Below are 20,891 nucleotides of genomic sequence, written 5' to 3'. Positions count from 1 at the left end.
GCAACCGCAGCCCACTCGCGAGAGGGCCGGATACATTTACGCAGACTGTCGAAGTCGGATCGCCCAAGAGCCTAGCACAGGCGGGGCAGACCATACATTTCGGCGGATCACGTCCTGCAGCATCTCCTTGTCGAGCGACAGGTCCGCCACCAGCTTCTTCAGCTTGCCATTCTCTTCCTCGAGCTGCTACAGCCGTCGCATCTCGGTCGGCAGCAGCCCGTCGTACTTCTTCTTCCAGTTGAAATAGGTCGCCTGGCTGATCCCGGCCTTGCGGCAGATCTCCGCCACCGCAACCCCGTCACTGCCCTGCTTCAAAATGAACGCCTTCTGGGCGTCCGAAAACCGTGAGGCCTTCATCGTCCTTCGCTCCTCCCAGCCAGGGAATCGGTGCGAAAAACTCTAGCCAAAAACGGTCCAGTTTGCCGGCCTCAGACAGAGATCGTGCCGATGCTGAAGGCCGCCCCCGGTGTGCGGCCGGTCACGATCTTCGAGGAGTTGCTCCGACGCCATCCTGAACTCGGCGCCGGCATCCGTCGCACGCTGGAGCGCGGGATCAATCCGATCGAGTCCGGCTCGGCGCTGCATACCCAGGTAATGAAGACCGACGCCCTGAAGCAGGCGCTCGACCTCTACCAATTTGATGCCGCCTTTGGGGGAGCCCGGCGTGATGAGGAAAAAAGCCGCGCGAAAGAGCGGATCTTCTCCTTCCGTTCAGCGGGACACGTATGGGATCCCCGTAATCAGCGGCCGGAGCTCTGGAACCTGTTCAACACACGGATTCGCCACAGCGAAACCATGCGTGTGTTCGCGATGTCAAACTGGACTGAGCTCGACGTCTGGGAATACATCATGCTCGAAAAGATCCCGGTCGTGCCGCTCTACTTCGCAAAGCGAAGACCCGCGGTACGTCGAAACGGCGCGACGATCGTGGTCGACGACAAGCGATTACCGCTTAACCCCAACGAGATGCCGGAAATGCGGATCATCCGTTTTCGCACGCTCGGATGCTATCCCTTGAGCGGGGCCCGTTGAATCCCATGCTGCCGCGCGGCGAACAGGATGGAAGTGGAGCGTCGAACAGGATGAGAGGGCTACGCCGGGCTCGTGACGCAGGGAGGGCGTAGCCCGACCGGAGTTACGCGCCCGGCGTCGGCGCGATCCACAGGGGACCGCGCCGACTGGTGATCGCGGCCGGCTGGTTGTGCAAGTGGTTCTTCCGCCAAGAGGAATCACTCGCTTGCCAGGCCGACACGTTACCGATCACCAGATGAGGCTCTACATGAAGTACCGTCAGACCGATACCCCGCCAGTGGCCGCCGCCAAGGCATCGTTCAGTACCTCGACCGCGTATCGCTTCGAGAAGGATCGAAGGCTCCCATCGCAGAAGAAGGGAGCCCGCGGCCGGCGCCGACCGGACCCGTTGGCCAGTGTTTTTGAGACCGAGGTCGTGCCGATGTTGAAGGCGGCCCCCGGCGTACGGGCTGTCGCGATCTTCGAGGAGCTGTTACGCCGCCACCCTGAGCTCGGGGCTGGAATCCGCCGCACGCTGGAGCGCCGGATTCGCGCCTGGCGGGCAATCCACGGCGAGGAGCAGGAAGTCGTCTTCCGTCAGACCCACGAAGAGGGTCAGGTCGGCCTGTCCGACTTCACCGACATGGGCGAGCTCAGGGTCAACATCGCGGGCGTGCCGCTCGATCATCGCCTCTATCACTTCCGGCTGGCCTATTCCGGCTTTGAGCACGCCCATGTCGTGCTCGGTGGCGAGAGCTTCGTCGCCTTGGCGGAAGGACTGCAGAATGCTCTGTGGTCGCTCGGCGGCGCGCCGCGGGAGCATCGGACCGACAGTCTGTCGGCCGCCTTCTGCAATCTGGACCGGAATGCTCAGGACGATCTGACCCGGCGGTACGAGGACCTCTGCGCCCATTACGGCATGCGGCCTTCCCGCAACAATCGCGGCATCGCCCATGAGAACGGGGCGATCGAGAGCTCGCACGGCCATCTCAAGCGGACGATCGCCGATGCGCTGCTATTGCGCGGCACTGCCGACTTTGACGATCTCGCGGCCTACCGCGGCTTCATCGACGAGATCGTCAGCCGCCGCAATGCCCGCAACGCCAAGCGCATCGACCGCGAGCGCGCCACCCTGCAGGCATTGCCAGATCGCCGCACCTCGGACTACGAGGAGGTGATTGTCCGCGTGACGTCAAGCGGCGGCTTCACCTTGCGCAAGGTGTTCTACACCGTGCCGTCACGCCTGATCGGCCACCAGCTGCGGGTGCGCCTTTACGATGATCGTCTCGACGTGTTCGTCGGCGGCACCCATCTCGTCACCCTGCCGCGTGGGCGGCCGCATCCCAACGGCAAGCACGACCAGGTCGTCGATTATCGGCACGTGATCCATTCCTTGCGGCGCAAGCCAATGGCGCTGCTCAATCTCGTCTACCGGGATCGGCTGTTCCCGCGCGATGCCTATCGGAGGACCTTCGATCGTTTGCGCGAACGGCTGCCGGACAAGAAAGCCTGCCGGCTCATGGTCGATCTGCTTGCGCTGGCGCACGAGCGTGGCTGCGAGGCCGAACTCGTCGGTCAGCTCGCCGCCGACCTGGACGCCGGCCAACTGCCCGATCTCGGACGGCTGCGCGCCCACTTCGCGCCCGATCCTGCCTGCATGCCGCAGGTCATGGTGCAGCTTGCCCCGCTCGCCAGCTATGAGTGTCTCATCGGCGCCAGCCAGATCGGAGACGCCGCATGAACACAGCCAACACAGTCGACACCGCGCGCCTCAATCTGTTGCTCAACGAGCTGCGGCTGCCCGCCATCAAGGTGCTGTGGCCGCAATTTGCCGAGCAGTCCGACAAGGAAGGTTGGCCGGCGGCTCGCTTCCTCGCCACCATTGCCGAGCACGAGATTGCCGAACGCGGCCGCCGTCGCATCGAGCGCCATCTCGTCGAGGCGCGCCTGCCCGCCGGAAAGACCTTCGACAACTTCGACTTCGAGGCCGTGCCGATGATCTCCAAAGAGAGCTGGCTCCGCAAATTCGGACAGTGGAATAAGTGGATTTTCTGCCTGACAGCAGCGAAGCTTCTCGCTGCGAATCAGGAGCTAAGATGACGAAGAGATCGCGCCGGACGCATTCATCGGCGTTTAAGGCAAAGGTGGCTTTGGCCGCCGTGAAGAGAGACAAGACGCTCGCCGAGCTGGCGCAGCAGTTTGATGTTCATCCGAATCAGATCACGGCCTGGAAGAATCAGCTTCTGGACGGCGCCGCGGGGGTGTTCGGGCAGGACAAGGGATCGGCTGAGGCGCCGGTCGATTTGAAAGCGCTGCACGCCAAAATCGGGGAGCTGACGCTGGAGAACGATTTTTTGTCCGGCGCACTCGGCAAAGCCGGCCTGCTGAGCGCAAAGAAATGATCGACCGCGAGCATGAGCTGCCTGTGGTACGGCAGGCGAAGGTCCTGAACCTTGCCCGCAGCACGGTCTACTATCAATCACGGCCGGTTTCGGCCGAGGACCTGGCCTTAATGCGTCGGCTCGACGAGTTGCATCTCGATTATCCCTTTGCGGGAGCGCGAATGCTGCGCTCGCTGCTGCGTCGCGAAGGCCTTTCGGTTGGCCGGCGGCATGTGGTGAGGCTGATGAAGCGCATGGGGATTTCGGCGATCTATCGCCGCCCGAACACGAGCAAGCCGACGCCAGGTCACAAGCTCTATCCGTATCTGCTGCGGGGTGTGAAGGTCGAACGGCCAAACCACGTCTGGGCGATGGATATCAGCTATGTGCCGATGCGGCGTGGCTTCGTGTACCTGGCAGCGGTGGTCGACGTCGCCAGCCGTCGCGTGCTGGCGCATCGGGTGTCGATCACGATGGAGGCCGCGTGCTGCATCGAGGCGCTCGAGGAGGCGCTGGCGCGCCACGGTCAGCCGGAGATCTTCAACACGGATCAAGGCAGCCAGTTTACGAGCCAGGAGTTCACGAGCGTGCTGACGGCGGCAGGCGTCTCGATCAGCATGGTCCCGGCGAGCAGTGGCGCTACATATGGTGCAAGCGTCGGGCAACGACCATCGGTCGGATCCGCCAGTTTCGGCCTGAAACGCTCTTCAAGCAGTTTTTTACCAGGCTCCAGGTACACAAGCGCTTTCATGGCGGAACATCCCGTTCATCCTGGCTGGGCGCTGCGGCTGAGCGCTCCATCAGCCTCTTCTCGACTCTGCCCTTCTATCTCCGGTCAAGGCGAACCGCGTTGACTGCGATCAGGGCAACGTAATGGCTATGAGGTCGCCGAAGCTTGCCCAATGCGTATTCCTCCAGATCGGCGTAAAGAACCTGCCGCTCGCACTCATCGGCCGGCACATAGTCGCGGATTTCAACAATAGCCCCGACTGACGACCCTATCCGAAGGCTGACCGGCATTCCCGCCATCGGACCGCTGAACGCCACCGCACTGGTAGCCGCGGTACCGGCGCGGTCACCGACAAAGGGCGCGATCTCTCCATGGTTGAGCCTGTGCCCCGCCACAACTCGCCGGGCACGCGTGCTGAAAACTCGCTTATTCCCAGCTCGTAATTACAGAGAGCCAACAATTTCCTCGACCACCAACGTTAGTAGTTGATCCGATCAAAGACGCAGGTCACTGACTGGTTGATGAACCTCACACTGATAAGCCTCGCCTGCGGGTGTTCGGAACGGAACATCAACCACAATCCGTTATTGGCAGCGGCCCCTCTCATCCGGGCGCCGACGATCCCACGGGTTTCTGCGACTGTGGTCTAGAGAGATCAACGGTGCCAGAGAGCCAGAGAGAATGGCTCCCTAATATGGGGCGAGCTCGAAGAGCCGTCCTTTGGAAGGACATTGCCGCGCGGAGAGGGAGCTGGCCCGCCCCAAAGATGGGCTACCCAATCGACAATTGCAAGGGACGGATCATGTGAGGTGCTTGGCGCCTTTCGACCCGAGCGCTTCAACCAGCCGATAGATCGAAACAGAACGCCAAGACTCCAGTAGTTCCCTGCTCACCGTCGATTTTTCGGAGCCGACGATTTCTGGTCCAACTCTAGCTAACTTCGAGAGCGTGAACGCCATGGACCGAGATGCCGTATTGATCGATCTTGCGCTGCAGGGCGGGGGCTCGCACGGCGCGTTCGCCTGGGGCGTCCTTGACCGTCTCCTCGAAGAGAGGTGGCTTGAGATCGCAGCGATCTCCGGGACCTCCGCAGGCGCTATGAATGCCGCAGTTCTGGCCGACGGGTGGGCGGAGGGCGGAGCTCAAGGTGCCCGCGAGGCGCTCGACCGATACTGGCGACGCGTAGCGCGCGCCGCGGCGTTTAGTCCCCTGCAGCGTTCGCCGCTCGACAGGTTGTTGGTCCGTTGGACGCTCGACACATCGCCCGCCTACGTCTTTGCGGACCTGATGTCACGCCTGCTCTCGCCCTATGATCTCAATCCGCTCGGCTATAATCCGCTGAGCAAGGTTCTGGCGGAGAACGTCGATTTCAAGCGCCTTTTCCGTTCGCCGATCAAATTGTTCATAACCGCAACGCGGGTACGAACCGGCCGTGGACGCATCTTTCGCAACGCGGAGATCACTGCCAGCGTTCTGCTCGCCTCGGCTTGCCTCCCCTCCATGTTCCCGGCGATCGAGATCGACGGTGAGCCCTATTGGGACGGTGGCTTCGCCGGCAACCCGACCATTACGCCGCTCGTTCGCGAAAGCGACGCGCACGATACCATCCTGGTGCAGATCAATTCGACGGAGCGGCTTGACGCGCCGCGCTCGGCACCAGACATTCTCAATCGGCTCAACGAAACTTCCTTCAACTCGCCGCTCATGAAGGAATTACGCATGATCGCGCTGTTGCGCCAGGCGGTAGATCCAGGACATGGCGAGGGGACGCGTTGGGCCCAGATGCGCACCCACCGGATCGAGAGCGACATGCTGGCTCAGCTCGGTGCGTCGTCCAAGCTCAATGCGGAATGGAGGTTCGTGTCGATGCTGCGAGAGGAAGGACGGCGCGCGGCGAGCGAATTCCTCGAGAATCACGGAGCAAGTCTGGGCGAGCGCTCCACCGCCGACCTCGATGTCTTGCTGGGCGAGTGCTGAATGATGGGATTCCTTGGCATTCTCGTAGGACTCGGCCTGCTTGTTCTGTTCGCTTTCCGCGGCTTGAGTGTTCTGTTGCTGGCGCCGACCGCCGCGCTGGTTGCGGCGCTGTTCGGTGGAGAGCCGCTGTTGGCCAACTGGACGCAGGTCTTTATGGCCAGCGCCGCCGGATTCCTGGCGCAGTTTTTTCCGATTTTCCTGCTCGGCGCTGTCTTCGGCAAGTTAATGGACGATAGCGGCGCGGTCTCGTCCGTGGCCGCCTTCATCGCCCGGTGCCTCGGCAAGCACCGCGTAATGGCGGCGGTCGTGCTGGCGGGCGCGCTGGTCACCTATGGTGGCGTAAGCTTGTTCGTGGCGTTTTTTGTCATCGTCCCCATGGCGCAATCGCTGTTCCGTGCGGCGTCGATCCCCCGCCGCTTGATACCTGCGGCGATCGTTCTGGGTACATCGACTTTCACCATGTCGGCCATGCCCGGGACTCCATCCATACAGAATGCGATCCCAATGCCGTTTTTTGGCACGACGCCGTTCGCAGCGCCTGGGCTCGGTATCATTGCATCCATCATCATGCTAGGCATCGGATTGTGGTGGCTTCAAAGGGCAGAGGCAGCGGCAAGGCGGGCCGGCGAGGGATTTGGTGAGGCGCCGCACGACGCGGCTGAACACGCCGCGTTCGATGAACTATTGCGCGAACGCGCCACAACGGCTCGCGAATTCGATCCCGCCGAGATTGGGCATGGACAGCGCAGCAAAGGCCCGGGGCCAGCCCTCAATGCCATCCTGCCGTTGATCGTCGTCGTTGCCGTCAATCTCGTGATGTCGCTCGTCGTGCTGCCGCGGCTTGATCTCGCGTTCCTGGGGGAGGAACGCTGGGGCGGCACATCGAAGGTCGCCGGTGTGTGGTCGGTAACAGTCGCGCTCGCTGCGGCGATCGCGACAGCCATCCTGTGCAATCATACGCGGCTGCCGGCGTTACGGCAGACCATGGACGCCGGCGCCAACGCATCGGTCCTGCCGGTGATGAATGTCGCAAGCCTCGTCGGCTTTGGTGCGGTGATCGCCTCCCTGCCCTCCTTCGCGACGGTGCGAGACTGGGTGCTTTCGATTGGAGGCGGTCCGCTGGTGTCGCTCGCTGTTGCCACCAATATACTAGCCGCTTTGACCGGTTCAGCCTCCGGCGGCTTGACCATCGCGCTCGATGCGCTCGCTCAGACCTATATGGAAATCGCTTCGCGGACAGGCGTGGACCCTGCTCTCATGCATCGCGTTGCGGTGATTGGCTCGGGCTCGCTCGACCTCCTGCCGCATAATGGGGCGGTGGTGAGCCTGCTCTCGATCTGCGGATTGACGCACCGCGAGAGTTATATGGGAATCGTCATGGTCGGCATCGTCAGTTCGCTCTTGGCGCTGGCTGCCGTGATCGTTCTCAGCGGGGTCTTGGGATCGTTTGAATGGGCTCGCGTCGATGACCTGGCGCCCGCCAGATGAGTGCTGCTTCAAGACCCACAATTCGAGGATCCAGCCGCGCTGAACGGCTGCACGTCTGTCGGCCGATTTGAGGGCCTCGGCGTTCACCTGCGGCGGCATGGCCGAGAAGGCGCCTTGGACGTTGGCCTCCTGTACCACCGCGGTGAGCGTCTCCTCTGGCTTAGTCGACGAGCTGGTGCAAGCGATTGGCATGAAGGGGCGTCACCGCATGGCGGTCGCCTTTGAAACCGATCGCGATGGTTTTTGGCTGGCGCACTGGCTGCGGGCTCATGGCGTCGAGGCCTTCGTGATCCATTCAACAAGCATTGCCGTCTCCCGCGAGCACCGGCGGGCTAAAGACCGATCGGCTCGACACCGAGCATTTGAAGCGCGCCCTTCTTGGTTGGCCCAGAGCCGTCCGTGTAGACCGCTCCGAACTCTCGCTCCAGGAAGCCTCAATCCGCCGTGCGTGCCAGCGTTACCAGCGAATGCTCCATGTCCAGATCTGATCGAGCTGGGAGCGGAACAGATCCTGCTCGCCTGTCTCGCGCTGCTCCCGTGGCAGCATCCAGGCCTCCGCTTATGCCTTGAGGAGAGAATCACGACCGGCGATTCGGCTGGATCCATCATTGGAGTTTGCAAGACAATCGCCCTCGTGTTGGTCAGAACTCCATTCGCAGCGTCATCTTTGAAAAGCCAGCCTGTTCGTCTTAGCAAGTTCTGCCGGATATCTATTATCAGCGGACGTGTCAGACCCGCAGTTTTTCTGCGCAGCCTTTGGCATGTTTGGGGTCGACCTTGATTTCATAGGAAATCTTTTGCCCTTCTGCTAAACTAGAGAGTCCAGCGCGCTCTACGGCGCTGATGTGAACGAAAATGTCGTTTCCGCCGTCATCTGGAACGATAAATCCGAACCGCTTTTGATTATTAAACCACTTCACAGTACCTGTTGCCATACGATCACTTCCCTTTGCCGCCGCGCCCAATCCCGAGCGCTGGTTGGTGATGGTGCCGAGAACAGAGCAACCGGCGTGCCGGATCGAAAATGCTGTTCCTACAGGGATGGCAAGCGTCCAGTCGAGGAGGGTGGGCGCAAAGCGGACAATCGTGTGCGATTGCCAACATTCTCATGCTGGCTCGATCAGATGAGATTACTTGCAGGCAGCACACGGCGCGACCGGTAACTATCGAGACGCTTTCACCTATGCCTTTGCTTCGCATGCGTCGACACTCGACAGGTACACTGGACAGCCTGCGTCGTCGTGAAGCGCTCCTACGTGACACTTGACGAAAAATGGGCGTCAAAGAGACCATAGCCGATCATAACGGTTGCGGGCTACTATTAGTGCAGCAGTCATGTTCGCAAGCGAAGCTCCGGACGTCGTCACCACTTCTAAGCTGCCCGGTGGCCACCCAATAAAACGGCCGAACACCTCTTCGATAAGCCGGTCGGCCCACCAGGCGGCGAACGATAACTCCATTTTTTTGCTCGACGAACGCCTGATCGTTCTTCTTGTACGCTCTGGAACGAGTTACTTCGACATTGTGAGAGCGGCACCACGATACGACCGTGTCGTTCATGAAAGCGGTGTCGTTGTCACAATCGAGCCCCAGGAGGTCGGTTCTGCGCGCGTTCGAGAGCCTTGACCACAAGAGCTGCCTCACGCACGATGAGCGGAAAGCATTCGGTCCACCCCGTTGCGACATCCACCATTGTTAGCGTCTGAATAAATGCGCCGGATACGGACATGCCGCCATGCGCAACCAGATCCGCTTCGCAGTAACCCGGCGGAGGTGCACCGGGACCTGCCGCCGTACGGCACGTGTTAACGAATAGATTCTCTTTCCTGATATGGCTATGCCCCCAGACAGAAACTCTGACTTCGCAAGTTGCCAGCATCGTTCCGGTCGCTATGTAATCCAAGAACTACGTGCTGACGGCAATTCGGAGCTACTAAAGCAGTTTCCGCCCGATCTGAATCTGAGGGATTCCCAAACGGTTAGCGATGATGGAGACTGTGTGCATTGATTCTCCTTGCCGGTGGGGGCGGGCGGTGCCGAAGGCCTATTCTTGTGACCTGCGGGAGCGCGTTATCGAGGCCGTGGCTGCGGGCGCGTCGCGGCGCGAGGCGGCCGAACGCTTCGAGGTGAGTGTAGCATCGGCGGTCAAGTGGGTGCAGCGCTGGCGGGACGATAACAGTGCGGCTGCGAAGCCGCGCGGCGGAAGCGTTTCGCCGCTCGAAGAGTTCGCAACCGAGATTTTGGCTGTGGTTGCTGAGCATCCAGACCTGACCCTGGTGGAGACGCTTGCAGAGCTGCGCAAGCGGCGAATTCGAACCAGCCGCAGCGCGCTCTGGCGCTTTCTCGACCGTCACAACATCACCTTTAAAAAAAAGCCTGCAGGCTACTGAACGGCAGCGAGAGGACGTTGCGCGAGCTCGCCGACGTTGGATACGAGAGCAAGGTTTTCTTGATCCCGCCCGGCTCGTTTTTATCGACGAGAGTGTGCTGCAGAGGCACGGAAGGAGTTCTCTATATGAACTGACACCGTAACGTAAAGCTGCGTGAATGATGGAGGACGGCCCTCCGGGATCGGCTTTCAGGAGCGGGTCCCAAACTAGTCCGAGCCGCTGCGGTAAAGAGCCGTGGTGGTGAGCGTCGGATCAAAAGTTCGGATCAAACCGAGCAGGTGAGTGTCCGAAAGACGAACGAAAGTGAACCCTCCGAAGACGCGTCGTTATGAATCCAAGTGTCGTCAAAACCAGGACCGTCTCGTCATCCTGGGACAAGTCCGCCAGATGCCTGATGACCGGGCGGGCGGCGACCGGCGTAGAGGGGGCGTGAGTCGGACACAGGCTTTCGCGTGGAACTGCAGGAACCAGGCTCTTGATGCCAAGGGAGAAGCGCAAGCGGCCAACCGTGAGGCGAGAGTACCGATGCAAGAGACTGGGGCGGACCGATCTGTAGGAGCGTTGAGGGCCCTGTAATGGGGTCGGAGCAAAGGGATCGGGTCAGGTAGTCGTATTCTTGAACCAACTGGAAACAGGATGACTTCGAACGGTACGACAAACAAGCCGTTCTCGATTGAGAAGCGGCAAGTGTACGAAGCGTACAAGGCGGTCAAATCCAATCGCGGTGCGGCCGGAGTGGACGGACAGACTTTGGAGATGTTCGAGACGGATCTTGCAGGGAATCTCTACAAGATCTGGAATCGGATGTCGTCAGGGACCTACTTCCCACCACCGGTACGTGCCGTCTCCATTCCAAAGAAGACGGGCGGCGAAAGGATTTTAGGTGTGCCCACTATCAGCGATCGGATCGCGCAGATGGTGGTCAAACAGATGATTGAGCCGGAACTGGAACCCATCTTCCTGCCGGACTCTTACGGATACAGGCCGGGAAAATCGGCTCTGGACGCCGTGGGTGTCACGCGTCAGCGGTGCTGGAAATATGATTGGGTCCTGGAGTTCGACATCAAAGGACTGTTGGATGTTGCGTCATACTACACCTTCAGTTTTTTTGAGAGGGTCGAAGAGGTCCGGAGCAGCTGCAGGTACTTGAATTCGTATGCCTTTTGCCCGTCCGCGATAGACGTGAACGGCGTTAAGCTCGCCGCGCTTTACACGTTGCAAGATGGTTTGCCGCGAGACGCCGAGTAGATTCATGGCCTTGAACATCTTCACGTAACCTTCGGGCGCGCTCTCCACAAAGCGCGACCGCAATTCGTCATTGATACGGATACGCCACGGCGCGCCAGGTGTGATCTGCTCTCCGGCAATGAAGCCATCGTTGAGGCAGCGATGCAAAGTAGAGGGTGCGATCCCGAGAGCGCGTGCTGCTTTCTCGATCGTCATGCACTCGCCGTCCTGCACTTGCCGTTTCGGCTCGAAGCAGGGGATCTCCCAGTGCGTCCGCAGGCTCGACACACGATTTGCCGTAAACGACAGTCCTGTGGCCGTGGTACGGCCTTGGCGATTGAGGATGCCGGCGATCTTGGTGTCGGGATAATGTGCAGCCAGTCGCCGCAGCAGATCGATCGTATCGTCGGCGGTGCGGATCGGCGATGGATGCGAGTGCGGCAATGGGACATTAACTTCACTGAAGAGACCGCCGCGCCAACGCAGCGTCAGGTGAGCGTTGTATTTATCGCGCTCGACTCTCAAGGTGACATCGTCGAGCAGCGTGCGGAGCAACTCCTTGCGATCGCGATCGCTCGTCGTGGGAGCGAACCAGATACGCTTAAGGTCTTTACCGAGTGCAAGGATCGCGTCGCGTTCTTCGTGCGTAAGCGAGCGCGGTCGGGCGTGTTCGCGGTCCGAGAGTTCGGATTCGGCAGTCTGCAGTTCCAGCAGAGCGTTTTCCCATTCTGCTTCGAGTCCACGCGCGACGAGTCTATTCTCCGGGTCCACGGCGCGATAGCGTCGCTCGGCGCGCTGCGCGTTGTAGCGCGCACGCTCGACGTCGCGACGGAACTGCGCGAGAGTCGTCTCGTGATCGGCGTCGAATTGCTCGATCGCCTGGAGCGAGGCTTCCAGGCCTGCGGGCGCGAGAGCCGCAAGGAACGCTTCGGCGACAGCCGCATCGATCTGCACACCGCCGATGTTGAGGCAGTACTCGCCCCGGCCGTTGACGATGTTCTTGCCGGCGCAGTGATATCCGGGCGCCGAGAACCGGCCGCTGTAGTGTACGGCCAGGCGCCGACCGCAGTGTCCGCATACGGCGAGGCCTTGCAGGAGTGCTGCGCCTTCTCTCACGGCACCCCCGCTCTGGTGCGGTCGAGGACGGATGTTCTGCGCCAGGCGCTTCTGGTTCGCCTCGAAGGTATTCCAATCGATGTATCCGGCATGATGGTCACGAATGAACACCGGCCACTGCTCGCGGTCGCGTTGTCTGATGCGCTTTCGGATTCGACCGCCCGCATCGAGATAGCATGTCTGCTGGGTGCGGCCATACACATAAACGCCGGCATAGAACGGGTTGGTGAGGACCTGGTGGATCTTTGTGTAAGTCGGGGCGACCCAGCGGAGATCGACAAGGCTGTTGGAGTGCAGCGGAAAGCGCAGGCCTTGCGAGCGGAACCACAGCCATACGCGTCGTGCCGAGCCGAATTCGGCGAAGCTGTCGAAGACAGCATGGATCGCGGCTTGCACCGACTCGTCAGGATGCAACAGCACCTCCCCGTCGGCGTCGCCCCGTACCAGACCCACCGGCAGCCCGCGGTGCAGTTCTCCCCGTGCGGCCTTGTTGCGGATGCCACCGAGCAGCCGCGCACGCAGCACATGCAGCTCTGCCTCTGACATCGTACCCTTGAGCCCGAGCACCAGGCGGTCATTGAACAAGCCCGGATGATACGATCGATCATGTTGATACCTTCATTTGTTTGGTCTCGGGTCGAAAACGAGGTGATCTCGAGCTCCTGTCTTAAGCTCTCGCAACGCAACAATGCTGGCTTCCGTATCAGGAAAGAGGAATCGCTTGTCCCAAGGATCGCGCTGGATATCAATGGTGCCGCTGCGGATACGTCGCTTGATCCAAGAACTCGAAACTCCCAAACGCTTTGCCATTGCGGTCACCGGCAGCCAACCAGCAATGTGACGAGCACGCGTTGCGACGCCGTCCTGCAGTACGCGATGGCGCTGCCGCACGATCTGAACGGTTCGTACTGGAACATAATTTCGGCGCGGTGAGCGGTGCCCCTCCTGGGTCAAGGTGTTGGCGATTTCGGCATCATCGAAGCCCTGGCGGGCCAGCTCAAGGATCCGTGCTTGCATCTCAGTCCCTCGAGTTAGAGCATGCAGTGCATGGACCCTCGGCTCGACTTCCAATTCGGATATCTCGCCACCACACCAGACGATCCGAACCGCGATTCGATCGCGCGTGATGCGGTGGAGAACAACCTTGTCAATCAGCGTTCGTAATAACTGCTTCTTATCTGCCCGGCTCACATCAGGCCGCCGCCAGAGCTCAGGCAAGTGTGGACCAAGCGCAAGAAACTCATTCTGCTCCTCTGGGGTCAACATGGCTGATTTGCTCTTCGTGGCTCGGCGGGTGGTCAGCGCCTCTTCAGCCTGCCGGAGTTCGCGTAACGCGTTTTCCCATCGCCGCTCCAACTCAGCGGCGATGAGGCGATTGTCAGGATCGACCCGATTATACTGTCGTTCGGCCAGGAGTGCCTGATAGCGCAGTCGCTCAACCTGCTGCTCTTCGGCGCGATCAAGCGCTTCGTCAGTCTGCTGCCGCGCATTGAGCGCACGCCTCCAGGCCTCCACCTCAGCGGGAGCGATCGCTGCAAAGAATGCAGCCACCACCTGTGCGTCGATTGGATCGGCGGGAAGATGCTGGCATAGCGTCTTGCCTTGGTGGTTCAACAGGGAATTGCAGACGTAGCGGGACCCGCCCTACTGTCGTTTACGGCAAATCGTGTGTCGAGCCTGCGGACGCACTGGGAGATCCCCTGCTTCGAGCCGAAACGGCAAGTGCAGGACGGCGAGTGCATGACGATCGAGAAAGCAGCACGCGCTCTCGGGATCGCACCCTCTACTTTGCATCGCTGCCTCAACGATGGCTTCATTGCCGGAGAGCAGATCACACCTGGCGCGCCGTGGCGTATCCGTATCAATGACGAATTGCGGTCGCGCTTTGTGGAGAGCGCGCCCGAAGGTTACGTGAAGATGTTCAAGGCCATGAATCTACTCGGCGTCTCGCGGCAAACCATCTTGCAACGTGTAAAGCGCGGCGAGCTTAACGCCGTTCACGTCTATCGCGGACGGGCAAAAGGCATACGAATTCAAGTACCTGCAGCTGCTCCGGACCTCTTCGACCCTCTCAAAAAAACTGAAGGTGTAGTATGACGCAACATCCAAAAAGTCTTTCAAGTCCGCATCCACGATCCACTCGTTTCCGCTCTCCACTTCACGCCAAATCTTGGTCAGGGCATCCGCGGTCTTGCGACCTTTGCGATATCCAAAACTGCTCGGATCAAAGACGCGTTCTAAGATGGGCTCCAGACGGTTGACCAGAGCCTGCTGACATACTCTGTCGTAGACCGAAGGTATGCCGAGCGGCCTTGTCTTGCCCGGAGCTCCTCTTTTCGGAATCTCTAATCGTCGCACTGCTCGCGGCTGATAGGAGCCCTCGCGAAGCTCTTGATGAAGCCGTTCCAGATTTTCATCCAGACTGGCCTCGAACTCCTCAATGGTCACCCTGTCGGCGCCGCCTGCCCCATGATTGGCGCGAACGCGCTCCCACGCAAGCTTCAAGTTCTTGCGTGAATACACCTTGTCCACCAGAGAGTGGACCTTCTGCTTCTGATCTTCGAGAACAAGATGATCCGATAGTCTCCTCGAAGCGTGACGTTCGGGTTTTTCACAAAAGGAACTGTCCATCTCCACGCTTCTTTCTCATCTATCTCGACGCATCTTCTCTCGACCCGTTCACGAACGTCCTTCCCCGGATCACTCTCGATCCGCCATTGCTGGTCACGCGAGTTATTCGTCTCGCGCTTCAGGTACTACTCCGTTCTCCGACTCCTGCCTGTGCATCGCTTCCCACTTCGCTTGCGCTTATAGGGTCACTTTCCCGGTTACTGCCGGGACACAGACAGGTCTCCTGGGGTCACGCATGAATCTTCCGTATCGTGCCGTCAGCAAACACCTTGGTACGATGGGTGAATGAGTAACGCCTTCGCCCCCATACTGCGGGCTCGACCTTGCCCCATCTTTGGCCGACCTGTTCATCTGTGGGTTGCCCCTCGATTACAGCCCGATACTTCTCCTCAAACCCTTCGGATTCCGGATCGCTCCGGACACCCTGTCCTCCAAACGCTCTCGCGTCTGGCCAACGAGGCATTACCCCCGTCTTCGGATACGGTGCTCCTCATTCGAGCACCGAAGGGACTTCAACCCTCCTGATTCACGCGCTGCCCAGCGCACACTACGGACCCATCCGCCGTCTACCGTCGCCGACGCTGGCCCTCACGGGCTCGTCGTTGGATATGGGCTTACGCCTATCCACGGCGGCAGACTTCCCTTGTTGCCCACTGTCCATGTCCCGCGCGTGCTGCCATCACTACCCCGGTGGGACCTTGGGGTGCGTTTCTCGCTCGCTTCCCCCACGACGACGGCCTTCCCCGTTAGAATGGCGGGTTGGCTCCCACAACGACATTTCGAGGCCTGCTCAATGTTCACTCACGTTGCGGCCCGCGCGGACCGTCGACCCTCGAAAGGGCTCATTTTCGGAGTGCTTCAGGTCATTCGTTGCCTCCTGACCCGCCCCGAATACTTCCGGCTGGAGCGAGAGTTAGCCGGCCTGGATTTCCACCAGGGAGAACAGTGCGCCTTGCAAGGCACACACTCGAATATAGTCGAGCGAAGCATCCGCCCTCTTGTCCTCAATCGTAAGAACGCATTGTTCGCGGGGCATGATCAGGGCGCGGAGAACTGGGCCTGCATCGCTTCGCTGATTGAGACCTGCAAGCTCTGCGGTGTCGAGCCCCAGGCCTACCTGACCGACGTTCTCACCAAGCTTGTCAATCTCTGGCCGACTTCCCGCCTGGATGAACTCATGCCTTGGGCGTGGGCCAAAGGGCACGCGGCACACCTCGCCGCTTGACGAGCTCGGATCCTGGATCGCGGCCGTTCCGCAGCGCCCCGTCGCCACCGGCTCGGCGCCGTCCGGCAGCTTCAACAAACCGTCGCGGGCCGCCTTGCGCCAGACCGAAAGTTGCTGTGGCGAGATCTCGTGCCGACGCGCAACCTCCGACACCACCGCGCCGGGTGCGTAGGATTCCGTCACGATCTGCGCCTTGACATCGTCGCTCGAACGACGGCGCCGGGCCCACAGTGCGTCAACAATATCCGTACTCACGTTGCGCTCCGCTTTCTTCATGACGGAACGCATATTGCAGGCCAGACCACCTACAACAAGGTGGGAGGAAATGATCGCTTACGCCTGAAGTCGCTGACGGCGGAGACTACCGATCAGCGCGTCTACAATAGAAGGCGTGGGCACGCAACGCGGTGAGGCCGCGCGCGGCGGCGTCACCGGCTGGGGCATCGACGACGAGATCATCGAAGCGTACACTTGGCTCGTCCAGAACTTCGACGACGGCGACGAGATCTTCATCTTCGGGTTCAGCCGGGGCGCGTACACCGCTCGCAGCCTGTCGGGACTGAGCTGCAAGTGCGGCGTCCTCAAGCTTGGCGCGCCGCTGTCGATCGAGCAGTTGTACGCCCGGTACTGCATATCTACGATGTCGTCCGTGAAGAACCGGGCTCAAGCGATGGTTTGAGCCGGGAGGGTCTCGGTGAACGCCCGGATAATGAGGCGCAAGAGTTCTGCGAGCCATCGCAGGAGCAGACCGAAGTTATAGCCGGCAGCGGCGAGGACAGCGTTGATGCGGTCGCCGAGGCGTCCTTTGAGATAGTTGCGGTCCATGCGATGCTCGGCCTTGACGTGGCCGATGACGGGCTCGATGGCCGCGCGACGCTTCATCTCGCGACGGATGGAAGCCGTGACGCGGCGGACCTGACCCGAGATCCAGACCCTGAACCGATGTGGGTGGTTGTGACCGCGATACCCCTTGTCGACGTGGATGCGGCGAGCCTCCACGCCGGTGAGCTTCTCCATGTCGGCGATCACGGGACCGAGCGTGTGCCCGTCGAAGGGATTGCCATGCAGAGCCTTGGCATGGAGCACGAACTGTCCGCCCTTCGGAGACGTCACGGGGATAGCGATACTGACCTTGCAGCCGAACTCGTAAGGCGCGCGGGCTTTACCCTTTCCGATGCACTCGACCTCCGGGGCATGTAACGCATAGACCTTTGGACCGCGCTGATGCTGATCCTGGCTGCGCACCTGCTACGCTAAACCGAGCAGCGGGCCGAAGCGAGCTTCCAGCACCGCATCGCCATCAATCTTGCGGCGGATGTCGCGGATGATCCGGCCAAGCCGTGTCCGCAGGAACTTGAGCTGGCGCCGGGCACGTTTGAACTGGTGGGCGTGGGTATAGCGGCCGACCATGATGGCGGCGCGCTTGGCCAGACGCAGATAGCTCTGGCGCAGCGGCACGCGGTTGCGCTTGGCGAGCCCGACCAGCTTGATGATTGCCCGATGTATCAGCCGCGCGTCGGTCGGATGTGCAACTGCCTTGGGCTGCACCGTGGTATCGACCACCACCCGCTCCAGGTCCTTGGGCCCGATGGCGCCAGTCTTGTGCGCCACCGACAGGCTTTCCTGGATCAGCGCGACGAGCTGTTCCTCGCCAAGCCGCTGGCGCCAGCGCGTCATCGACGATCGATCAAACGGCAGCCGGTGGCAGAAGCTCAATTCGCCGCAGAAGTATTGGTAATAGGGGTTCTCGATCCAGCGGGCGCACAACACCTCATCTGACAGATTGTGCATGTGCTTCAAAATGAACGTAAGCGCGCATTTTACTGCACAGGCTGCGCGCGGGTGGCCGCGGCGTGGTGTGAGGCCGGGCCCCGGCGGGATCATCGGAACGGCTTGGTTGACCTGAGCGTTCGAACGTCAGCCGTTGTTCGCAGCTGGCAGGTGTTTTTGAGCGGTGCAGCTGAACGGCAACAGATCTTCGATATCGGCGTCGGGCGCACGCTGAGGCAATTCAGTGAGCGCGTGACGTAGCCATGCATAGGGATCGACGTCGCATGCCCGGCATGTCAGCACCAAACTGTAGATCACGGCGCTTGCCTTGGCGCCGGCAACGGTGTCGCTGAACAGCCAACTTTTTCTTCCGGTGCAAAACGGCCTGATGTCGCGCTCCAGAACATTGTTGTCGATCGGGGCAAGACCGTCACTGGTGTAGCGGGTCAGATAGTCCCATTGGTTGCGCGCATAGGCGATCGCCTTGCCGGTCAAGCTTTCGGGCAGGACCTTCGGCGCCTGGTCGTCGAGCCACGTCTTGAAGGCGGCCAATACCGGCAGGCTATGCTGCTGGCGCAGCCGCAAGGTGTATGCGGCGCGCGTTTCGCCGTCGGACGGCGTCTGGCGCGCCACCCTCTCGACCTCATACAACGCCTCGAAGAACTTGAGCGCTTGCAATGGCGGACCGCCGGGCGTCTTCCTGGCCTTGAGCGCATCGGTAAATTTCCTGCGCGCATGCGCCATACAGCCGAGATGGGTCGTGCCTGTCAGTGTGCGCCAGGCGTCATAGCCATCGCTCATCAACAAGCCGCGATAGCCGGCCAGGAACGCCTGCGGATACTCCTGACCGCGACCGGGCTGGTAATCGAACAGCACGACCGGCTGCGCGCAGTCCTGGCCGCTGCGGTAGGCCCACATGAAGGATTTGGCCTGCGCGTCCCGGCCTTCCTCTTTCAGAACCTGGACCCAGGTTTCGTCACCGTGGACCAGGGGCTGCGCCCTGAGCTTTTGCTGTAGCGCGTCATAGACCCGATGCAGATGCAACTCGCTCGCCCGGATCACCCAGTTGCCCAGCGTCCCGCGGCCGATGCTGACGTCGGCGCGCCCCAGCGCGTCCGCCACACGGTACAGCGGCGTGCCGTCGACGTATTTGTTGGCGAGCACCAGCGCCAGCGTCGATGGCGTGGCGACGCTACCCGGCAGCGGCTGCGCCGGCATCGGCGCGGTCACGATCGGGGTGTTCAGCGCGGTGCGCTCGCAGTGACGGCAGGCATATTTGAACCGCACATGTTGCAGCACCGACGCCTTCACCTCGACGTGCAACTGCTCGGTGACGGTCTCGCCCATCCGATGCATCCGATTTTGGCAGCACGGACAGTTCTTTTGATCCTCACCCAGATCATATTCGACGCGTTGGCGCGGCAGATCGTCAGGCAGCGGCTTGCGGCCGCGTGTCTTCGGCGCCGGCTTTGGAGCCTCCGGCAATCCCGTGTCCGGCACGGCGACCGCCTCGACATCGCCGTCGTCCCGGCTTTCAGCGGCGGCCTGCTCGGCTTCGTTGAAGATGCGCTCCTTGAGCTTTTCGCTCTTCGGCGCGTAGCCGCGCAAGCGCTCCAGGCGCAACTGCTCCTCAAGATGCAGGACGCGTTGCGCGAGTTTCTCGTTCTCCGCCTTCAGCGCCGCGAGCTCGGCCGCGTGCGCCGCGATCAAGGCTTCCAGCTCGTGCGTCGTGGGCCTGCGACTCATCGTAGTCTTGAATCGAAGTCATGCCGCCGCGTCAACCGAGTTCCATGCGGTGGGCGGCGTCATCCGATAGCGTTGACGCCGCCGCCCGCATCGAACACGCTCAGCCCACGCTGTGATATTGCCGCACCGGATGACGACGCACCGCCGCGATGTTGATGCCGTCAAGCAGCCAGTGCAGCTCCTCCGTCGTCAGCGTCAGCACCGCCTCCTGACTTCGGGGCCAGTGGAATCTGTCGGCCTCCAGCCGCTTCAGCAGCATCCAAAATCCTGACCGGTCATAAATCAGCAGCTTGATCCGGTCGCGGCGACGATTGCAGAACGCGAACACCGCGCGCTGGAACGGATCCAGCCCCATCGACTGCTCGACCACGATCGCCAGGCTGTTGATGCCCGCCCGGAAGTCAATCGGTTCGCGGTGAAGGTAGACCCGAAGATCAGACGCCAGCCGGAACATCGCAACGCCTCAGCGCTTCAATCACCGCCGACAGCAACTGCGCGTCGCCGCCTTCCAGCGAAAGCGTCACGCCGTTGGGCATCGATGCCGTCAGCCGCCCTGCACAGGATCGCTCCGTCGCGCAAACCGCGATCGCGCCAGCAGATCGAGTTGGCGACGGCGACGGCGCGCGAACCGGAACAAAGGCTGGCGCAATCGGCGCCCGCGCCTCCGGCTGGCCATCCCCGTTCCGACGTTGTCGCTTGGCCACCCACTTGCGCAGCAGGTTCGCGTTCACGCCGTGTTGCAACGCCAGCCCCGCCAGCGACACGTCAGGCTGCAGACAGGCCTCGACCAGCCGCTGTTTGCTGGCTGGGTCATAGCGACGCCGGCCATTCCGTAACATGCCGAGCGTCTCAAGCTTAAAAGGTTCTTCTGGAGTGATCATCGATGGTGTCCACCTTGTTCATGGTGGACACCTCATCCCATCCGGGTTCTCAATTGCACAGGTGCGTAGAAAAAAGCGCTTACAAATGAACAGGCCGGCGACAAGCCGCGTCGGCAGGCCAGGCTGCCCCGACCCTGTTTGGCACACCGAACTGAAGCGGTCATCCAGGACGTTCCAGTCGATCAGCGCCGCCAACCGCACCAATGGATGGCCCATGTCGATGATCTGATCGAGCGCCGGAAGCAACAGGTCTTTCTGGCGATTATCCCGCGGTTTGCTCATCGCCTTTCCCCGATGCCGACAACGCCGTCAGGGAAT

General features: G+C 61.2%; 12 protein-coding genes and 11 pseudogenes. 11 read left to right on the top strand and 12 right to left on the bottom strand.

What is annotated here, in order from left to right; all coding sequences use genetic code 11:
* Window positions 1–99: 99 nt before the first annotated feature.
* A pseudogene (locus ACVJGD_RS26735) lies at window positions 100–357 on the bottom strand (transposase); the annotation flags it as partial.
* Between the two features lie 183 nt (window positions 358–540).
* Between ACVJGD_RS26735 and cysD the strand changes: the two are divergent.
* The 7 genes and pseudogenes from cysD to ACVJGD_RS26700 all read left to right on the top strand — a co-directional run.
* Window positions 541–1,026 (top strand): annotated as a pseudogene (gene cysD / locus ACVJGD_RS26730) (sulfate adenylyltransferase subunit CysD); the annotation flags it as partial.
* 211 nt (window positions 1,027–1,237) lie between these two features.
* Window positions 1,238–2,752, top strand: coding sequence for an IS21 family transposase (gene istA, locus ACVJGD_RS26725; protein WP_456637070.1), 1,515 nt, complete (start codon window positions 1,238–1,240; stop codon window positions 2,750–2,752).
* Window positions 2,749–3,018 (top strand): annotated as a pseudogene (locus ACVJGD_RS26720) (ATP-binding protein); the annotation flags it as partial. The gene istA and the pseudogene ACVJGD_RS26720, both read left to right, overlap by 4 nt.
* A gap of 89 nt (window positions 3,019–3,107) precedes the next feature.
* Window positions 3,108–4,012, top strand: a pseudogene (locus tag ACVJGD_RS26715) (IS3 family transposase); the annotation flags it as partial.
* A gap of 1,067 nt (window positions 4,013–5,079) precedes the next feature.
* A complete protein-coding gene (locus tag ACVJGD_RS26710; protein WP_456637069.1) occupies window positions 5,080–6,099 on the top strand; it encodes a patatin-like phospholipase family protein in 1,020 nt (339 codons plus the stop codon).
* 3 nt (window positions 6,100–6,102) lie between these two features.
* Window positions 6,103–7,587, top strand: a complete 1,485-nt coding sequence (locus tag ACVJGD_RS26705) for a GntP family permease (RefSeq protein WP_456640384.1) — start codon at window positions 6,103–6,105, stop codon at window positions 7,585–7,587.
* A gap of 205 nt (window positions 7,588–7,792) precedes the next feature.
* Window positions 7,793–7,979 (top strand): annotated as a pseudogene (locus ACVJGD_RS26700) (IS110 family transposase); the annotation flags it as partial.
* Between the two features lie 336 nt (window positions 7,980–8,315).
* Here the strand turns inward: ACVJGD_RS26700 and ACVJGD_RS26695 are convergent.
* Both ACVJGD_RS26695 and ACVJGD_RS26690 read right to left on the bottom strand, forming a co-directional pair.
* Window positions 8,316–8,522, bottom strand: a complete 207-nt coding sequence (locus ACVJGD_RS26695; RefSeq protein ID WP_456637068.1) for a cold-shock protein — start codon at window positions 8,520–8,522, stop codon at window positions 8,316–8,318.
* Window positions 8,523–9,000: 478 nt separating this feature from the next.
* A pseudogene (locus tag ACVJGD_RS26690) lies at window positions 9,001–9,385 on the bottom strand (transposase); the annotation flags it as partial.
* Window positions 9,386–9,620: 235 nt separating this feature from the next.
* Between ACVJGD_RS26690 and ACVJGD_RS26685 the strand changes: the two are divergent.
* Both ACVJGD_RS26685 and ACVJGD_RS26680 read left to right on the top strand, forming a co-directional pair.
* Window positions 9,621–9,977 carry a helix-turn-helix domain-containing protein gene (locus tag ACVJGD_RS26685; RefSeq protein WP_456637067.1) on the top strand — a complete coding sequence of 119 codons (357 nt, stop codon included), beginning with the start codon at window positions 9,621–9,623 and terminating at the stop codon, window positions 9,975–9,977.
* 636 nt (window positions 9,978–10,613) lie between these two features.
* Window positions 10,614–11,057 (top strand): annotated as a pseudogene (locus ACVJGD_RS26680) (reverse transcriptase domain-containing protein); the annotation flags it as partial.
* Between the two features lie 6 nt (window positions 11,058–11,063).
* Here the strand turns inward: ACVJGD_RS26680 and ACVJGD_RS26675 are convergent.
* The 3 genes from ACVJGD_RS26675 to ACVJGD_RS26665 all read right to left on the bottom strand — a co-directional run bounded on the left by ACVJGD_RS26675 (window position 11,064) and on the right by ACVJGD_RS26665 (window position 14,951).
* Window positions 11,064–12,905 carry a recombinase family protein gene (locus tag ACVJGD_RS26675; protein WP_456637066.1) on the bottom strand — a complete coding sequence of 614 codons (1,842 nt, stop codon included), beginning with the start codon at window positions 12,903–12,905 and terminating at the stop codon, window positions 11,064–11,066.
* A gap of 33 nt (window positions 12,906–12,938) precedes the next feature.
* The gene (locus tag ACVJGD_RS26670; protein WP_456637065.1) at window positions 12,939–13,934 is read right to left on the bottom strand and encodes a hypothetical protein; all 996 of its coding nucleotides are present in this window, start codon (window positions 13,932–13,934) and stop codon (window positions 12,939–12,941) included.
* Between the two features lie 321 nt (window positions 13,935–14,255).
* The gene (locus tag ACVJGD_RS26665; protein ID WP_456637064.1) at window positions 14,256–14,951 is read right to left on the bottom strand and encodes a reverse transcriptase domain-containing protein; all 696 of its coding nucleotides are present in this window, start codon (window positions 14,949–14,951) and stop codon (window positions 14,256–14,258) included.
* A gap of 967 nt (window positions 14,952–15,918) precedes the next feature.
* On the opposite strand from ACVJGD_RS26665, the pseudogene ACVJGD_RS26660 reads away from it, so the two are divergent.
* Window positions 15,919–16,176, top strand: a pseudogene (locus ACVJGD_RS26660) (transposase domain-containing protein); the annotation flags it as partial.
* Between the two features lie 111 nt (window positions 16,177–16,287).
* On the opposite strand, the pseudogene ACVJGD_RS26655 reads toward ACVJGD_RS26660, so the two are convergent.
* A pseudogene (locus ACVJGD_RS26655) lies at window positions 16,288–16,452 on the bottom strand (transposase); the annotation flags it as partial.
* Window positions 16,453–16,567: 115 nt separating this feature from the next.
* On the opposite strand from ACVJGD_RS26655, the gene ACVJGD_RS26650 reads away from it, so the two are divergent.
* On the top strand, window positions 16,568–16,855 hold the full coding sequence (locus ACVJGD_RS26650) for a T6SS phospholipase effector Tle1-like catalytic domain-containing protein (protein WP_456637063.1): 288 nt from the start codon (window positions 16,568–16,570) through the stop codon (window positions 16,853–16,855).
* On the opposite strand, the pseudogene ACVJGD_RS26645 reads toward ACVJGD_RS26650, so the two are convergent.
* The 5 genes and pseudogenes from ACVJGD_RS26645 to ACVJGD_RS26625 all read right to left on the bottom strand — a co-directional run.
* Window positions 16,840–17,979 (bottom strand): annotated as a pseudogene (locus ACVJGD_RS26645) (IS5 family transposase); the annotation flags it as partial. The gene ACVJGD_RS26650 and the pseudogene ACVJGD_RS26645 sit on opposite strands and share 16 nt — an antisense overlap.
* A gap of 114 nt (window positions 17,980–18,093) precedes the next feature.
* A complete protein-coding gene (gene tnpC, locus ACVJGD_RS26640) occupies window positions 18,094–19,692 on the bottom strand; it encodes an IS66 family transposase (protein WP_456637062.1) in 1,599 nt (532 codons plus the stop codon).
* A gap of 100 nt (window positions 19,693–19,792) precedes the next feature.
* Window positions 19,793–20,146, bottom strand: a complete 354-nt coding sequence (gene tnpB / locus ACVJGD_RS26635) for an IS66 family insertion sequence element accessory protein TnpB (protein WP_018270214.1) — start codon at window positions 20,144–20,146, stop codon at window positions 19,793–19,795.
* Window positions 20,127–20,573 carry an IS66-like element accessory protein TnpA gene (gene tnpA, locus ACVJGD_RS26630; protein ID WP_456637061.1) on the bottom strand — a complete coding sequence of 149 codons (447 nt, stop codon included), beginning with the start codon at window positions 20,571–20,573 and terminating at the stop codon, window positions 20,127–20,129. The genes tnpB and tnpA overlap by 20 nt, the downstream gene beginning before the upstream one ends.
* Window positions 20,574–20,615: 42 nt before the next feature.
* Window positions 20,616–20,855 (bottom strand): annotated as a pseudogene (locus ACVJGD_RS26625) (IS5/IS1182 family transposase); the annotation flags it as partial.
* Window positions 20,856–20,891 lie beyond the last annotated feature (36 nt).

The organism is Bradyrhizobium sp. USDA 10063 (genome assembly GCF_054063735.1).
This window is presented reverse-complemented; position numbering and strand designations above follow the sequence as displayed.

Bases quoted from the DNA above. Each gene is read 5' to 3' on its own strand.
- ACVJGD_RS26710 (WP_456637069.1), top strand. From the start codon at position 5,080: ATGGACCGAGATGCCGTATTGATCGATCTTGCGCTGCAGGGCGGGGGC.
- ACVJGD_RS26705 (WP_456640384.1), top strand. From the start codon at position 6,103: ATGGGATTCCTTGGCATTCTCGTAGGACTCGGCCTGCTTGTTCTGTTC.
- ACVJGD_RS26695 (WP_456637068.1), bottom strand. From the start codon at position 8,522: ATGGCAACAGGTACTGTGAAGTGGTTTAATAATCAAAAGCGGTTCGGA.
- ACVJGD_RS26665 (WP_456637064.1), bottom strand. From the start codon at position 14,951: ATGGACAGTTCCTTTTGTGAAAAACCCGAACGTCACGCTTCGAGGAGA.
- tnpC (WP_456637062.1), bottom strand. From the start codon at position 19,692: ATGAGTCGCAGGCCCACGACGCACGAGCTGGAAGCCTTGATCGCGGCG.
- tnpB (WP_018270214.1), bottom strand. From the start codon at position 20,146: ATGTTCCGGCTGGCGTCTGATCTTCGGGTCTACCTTCACCGCGAACCG.
- tnpA (WP_456637061.1), bottom strand. From the start codon at position 20,573: ATGATCACTCCAGAAGAACCTTTTAAGCTTGAGACGCTCGGCATGTTA.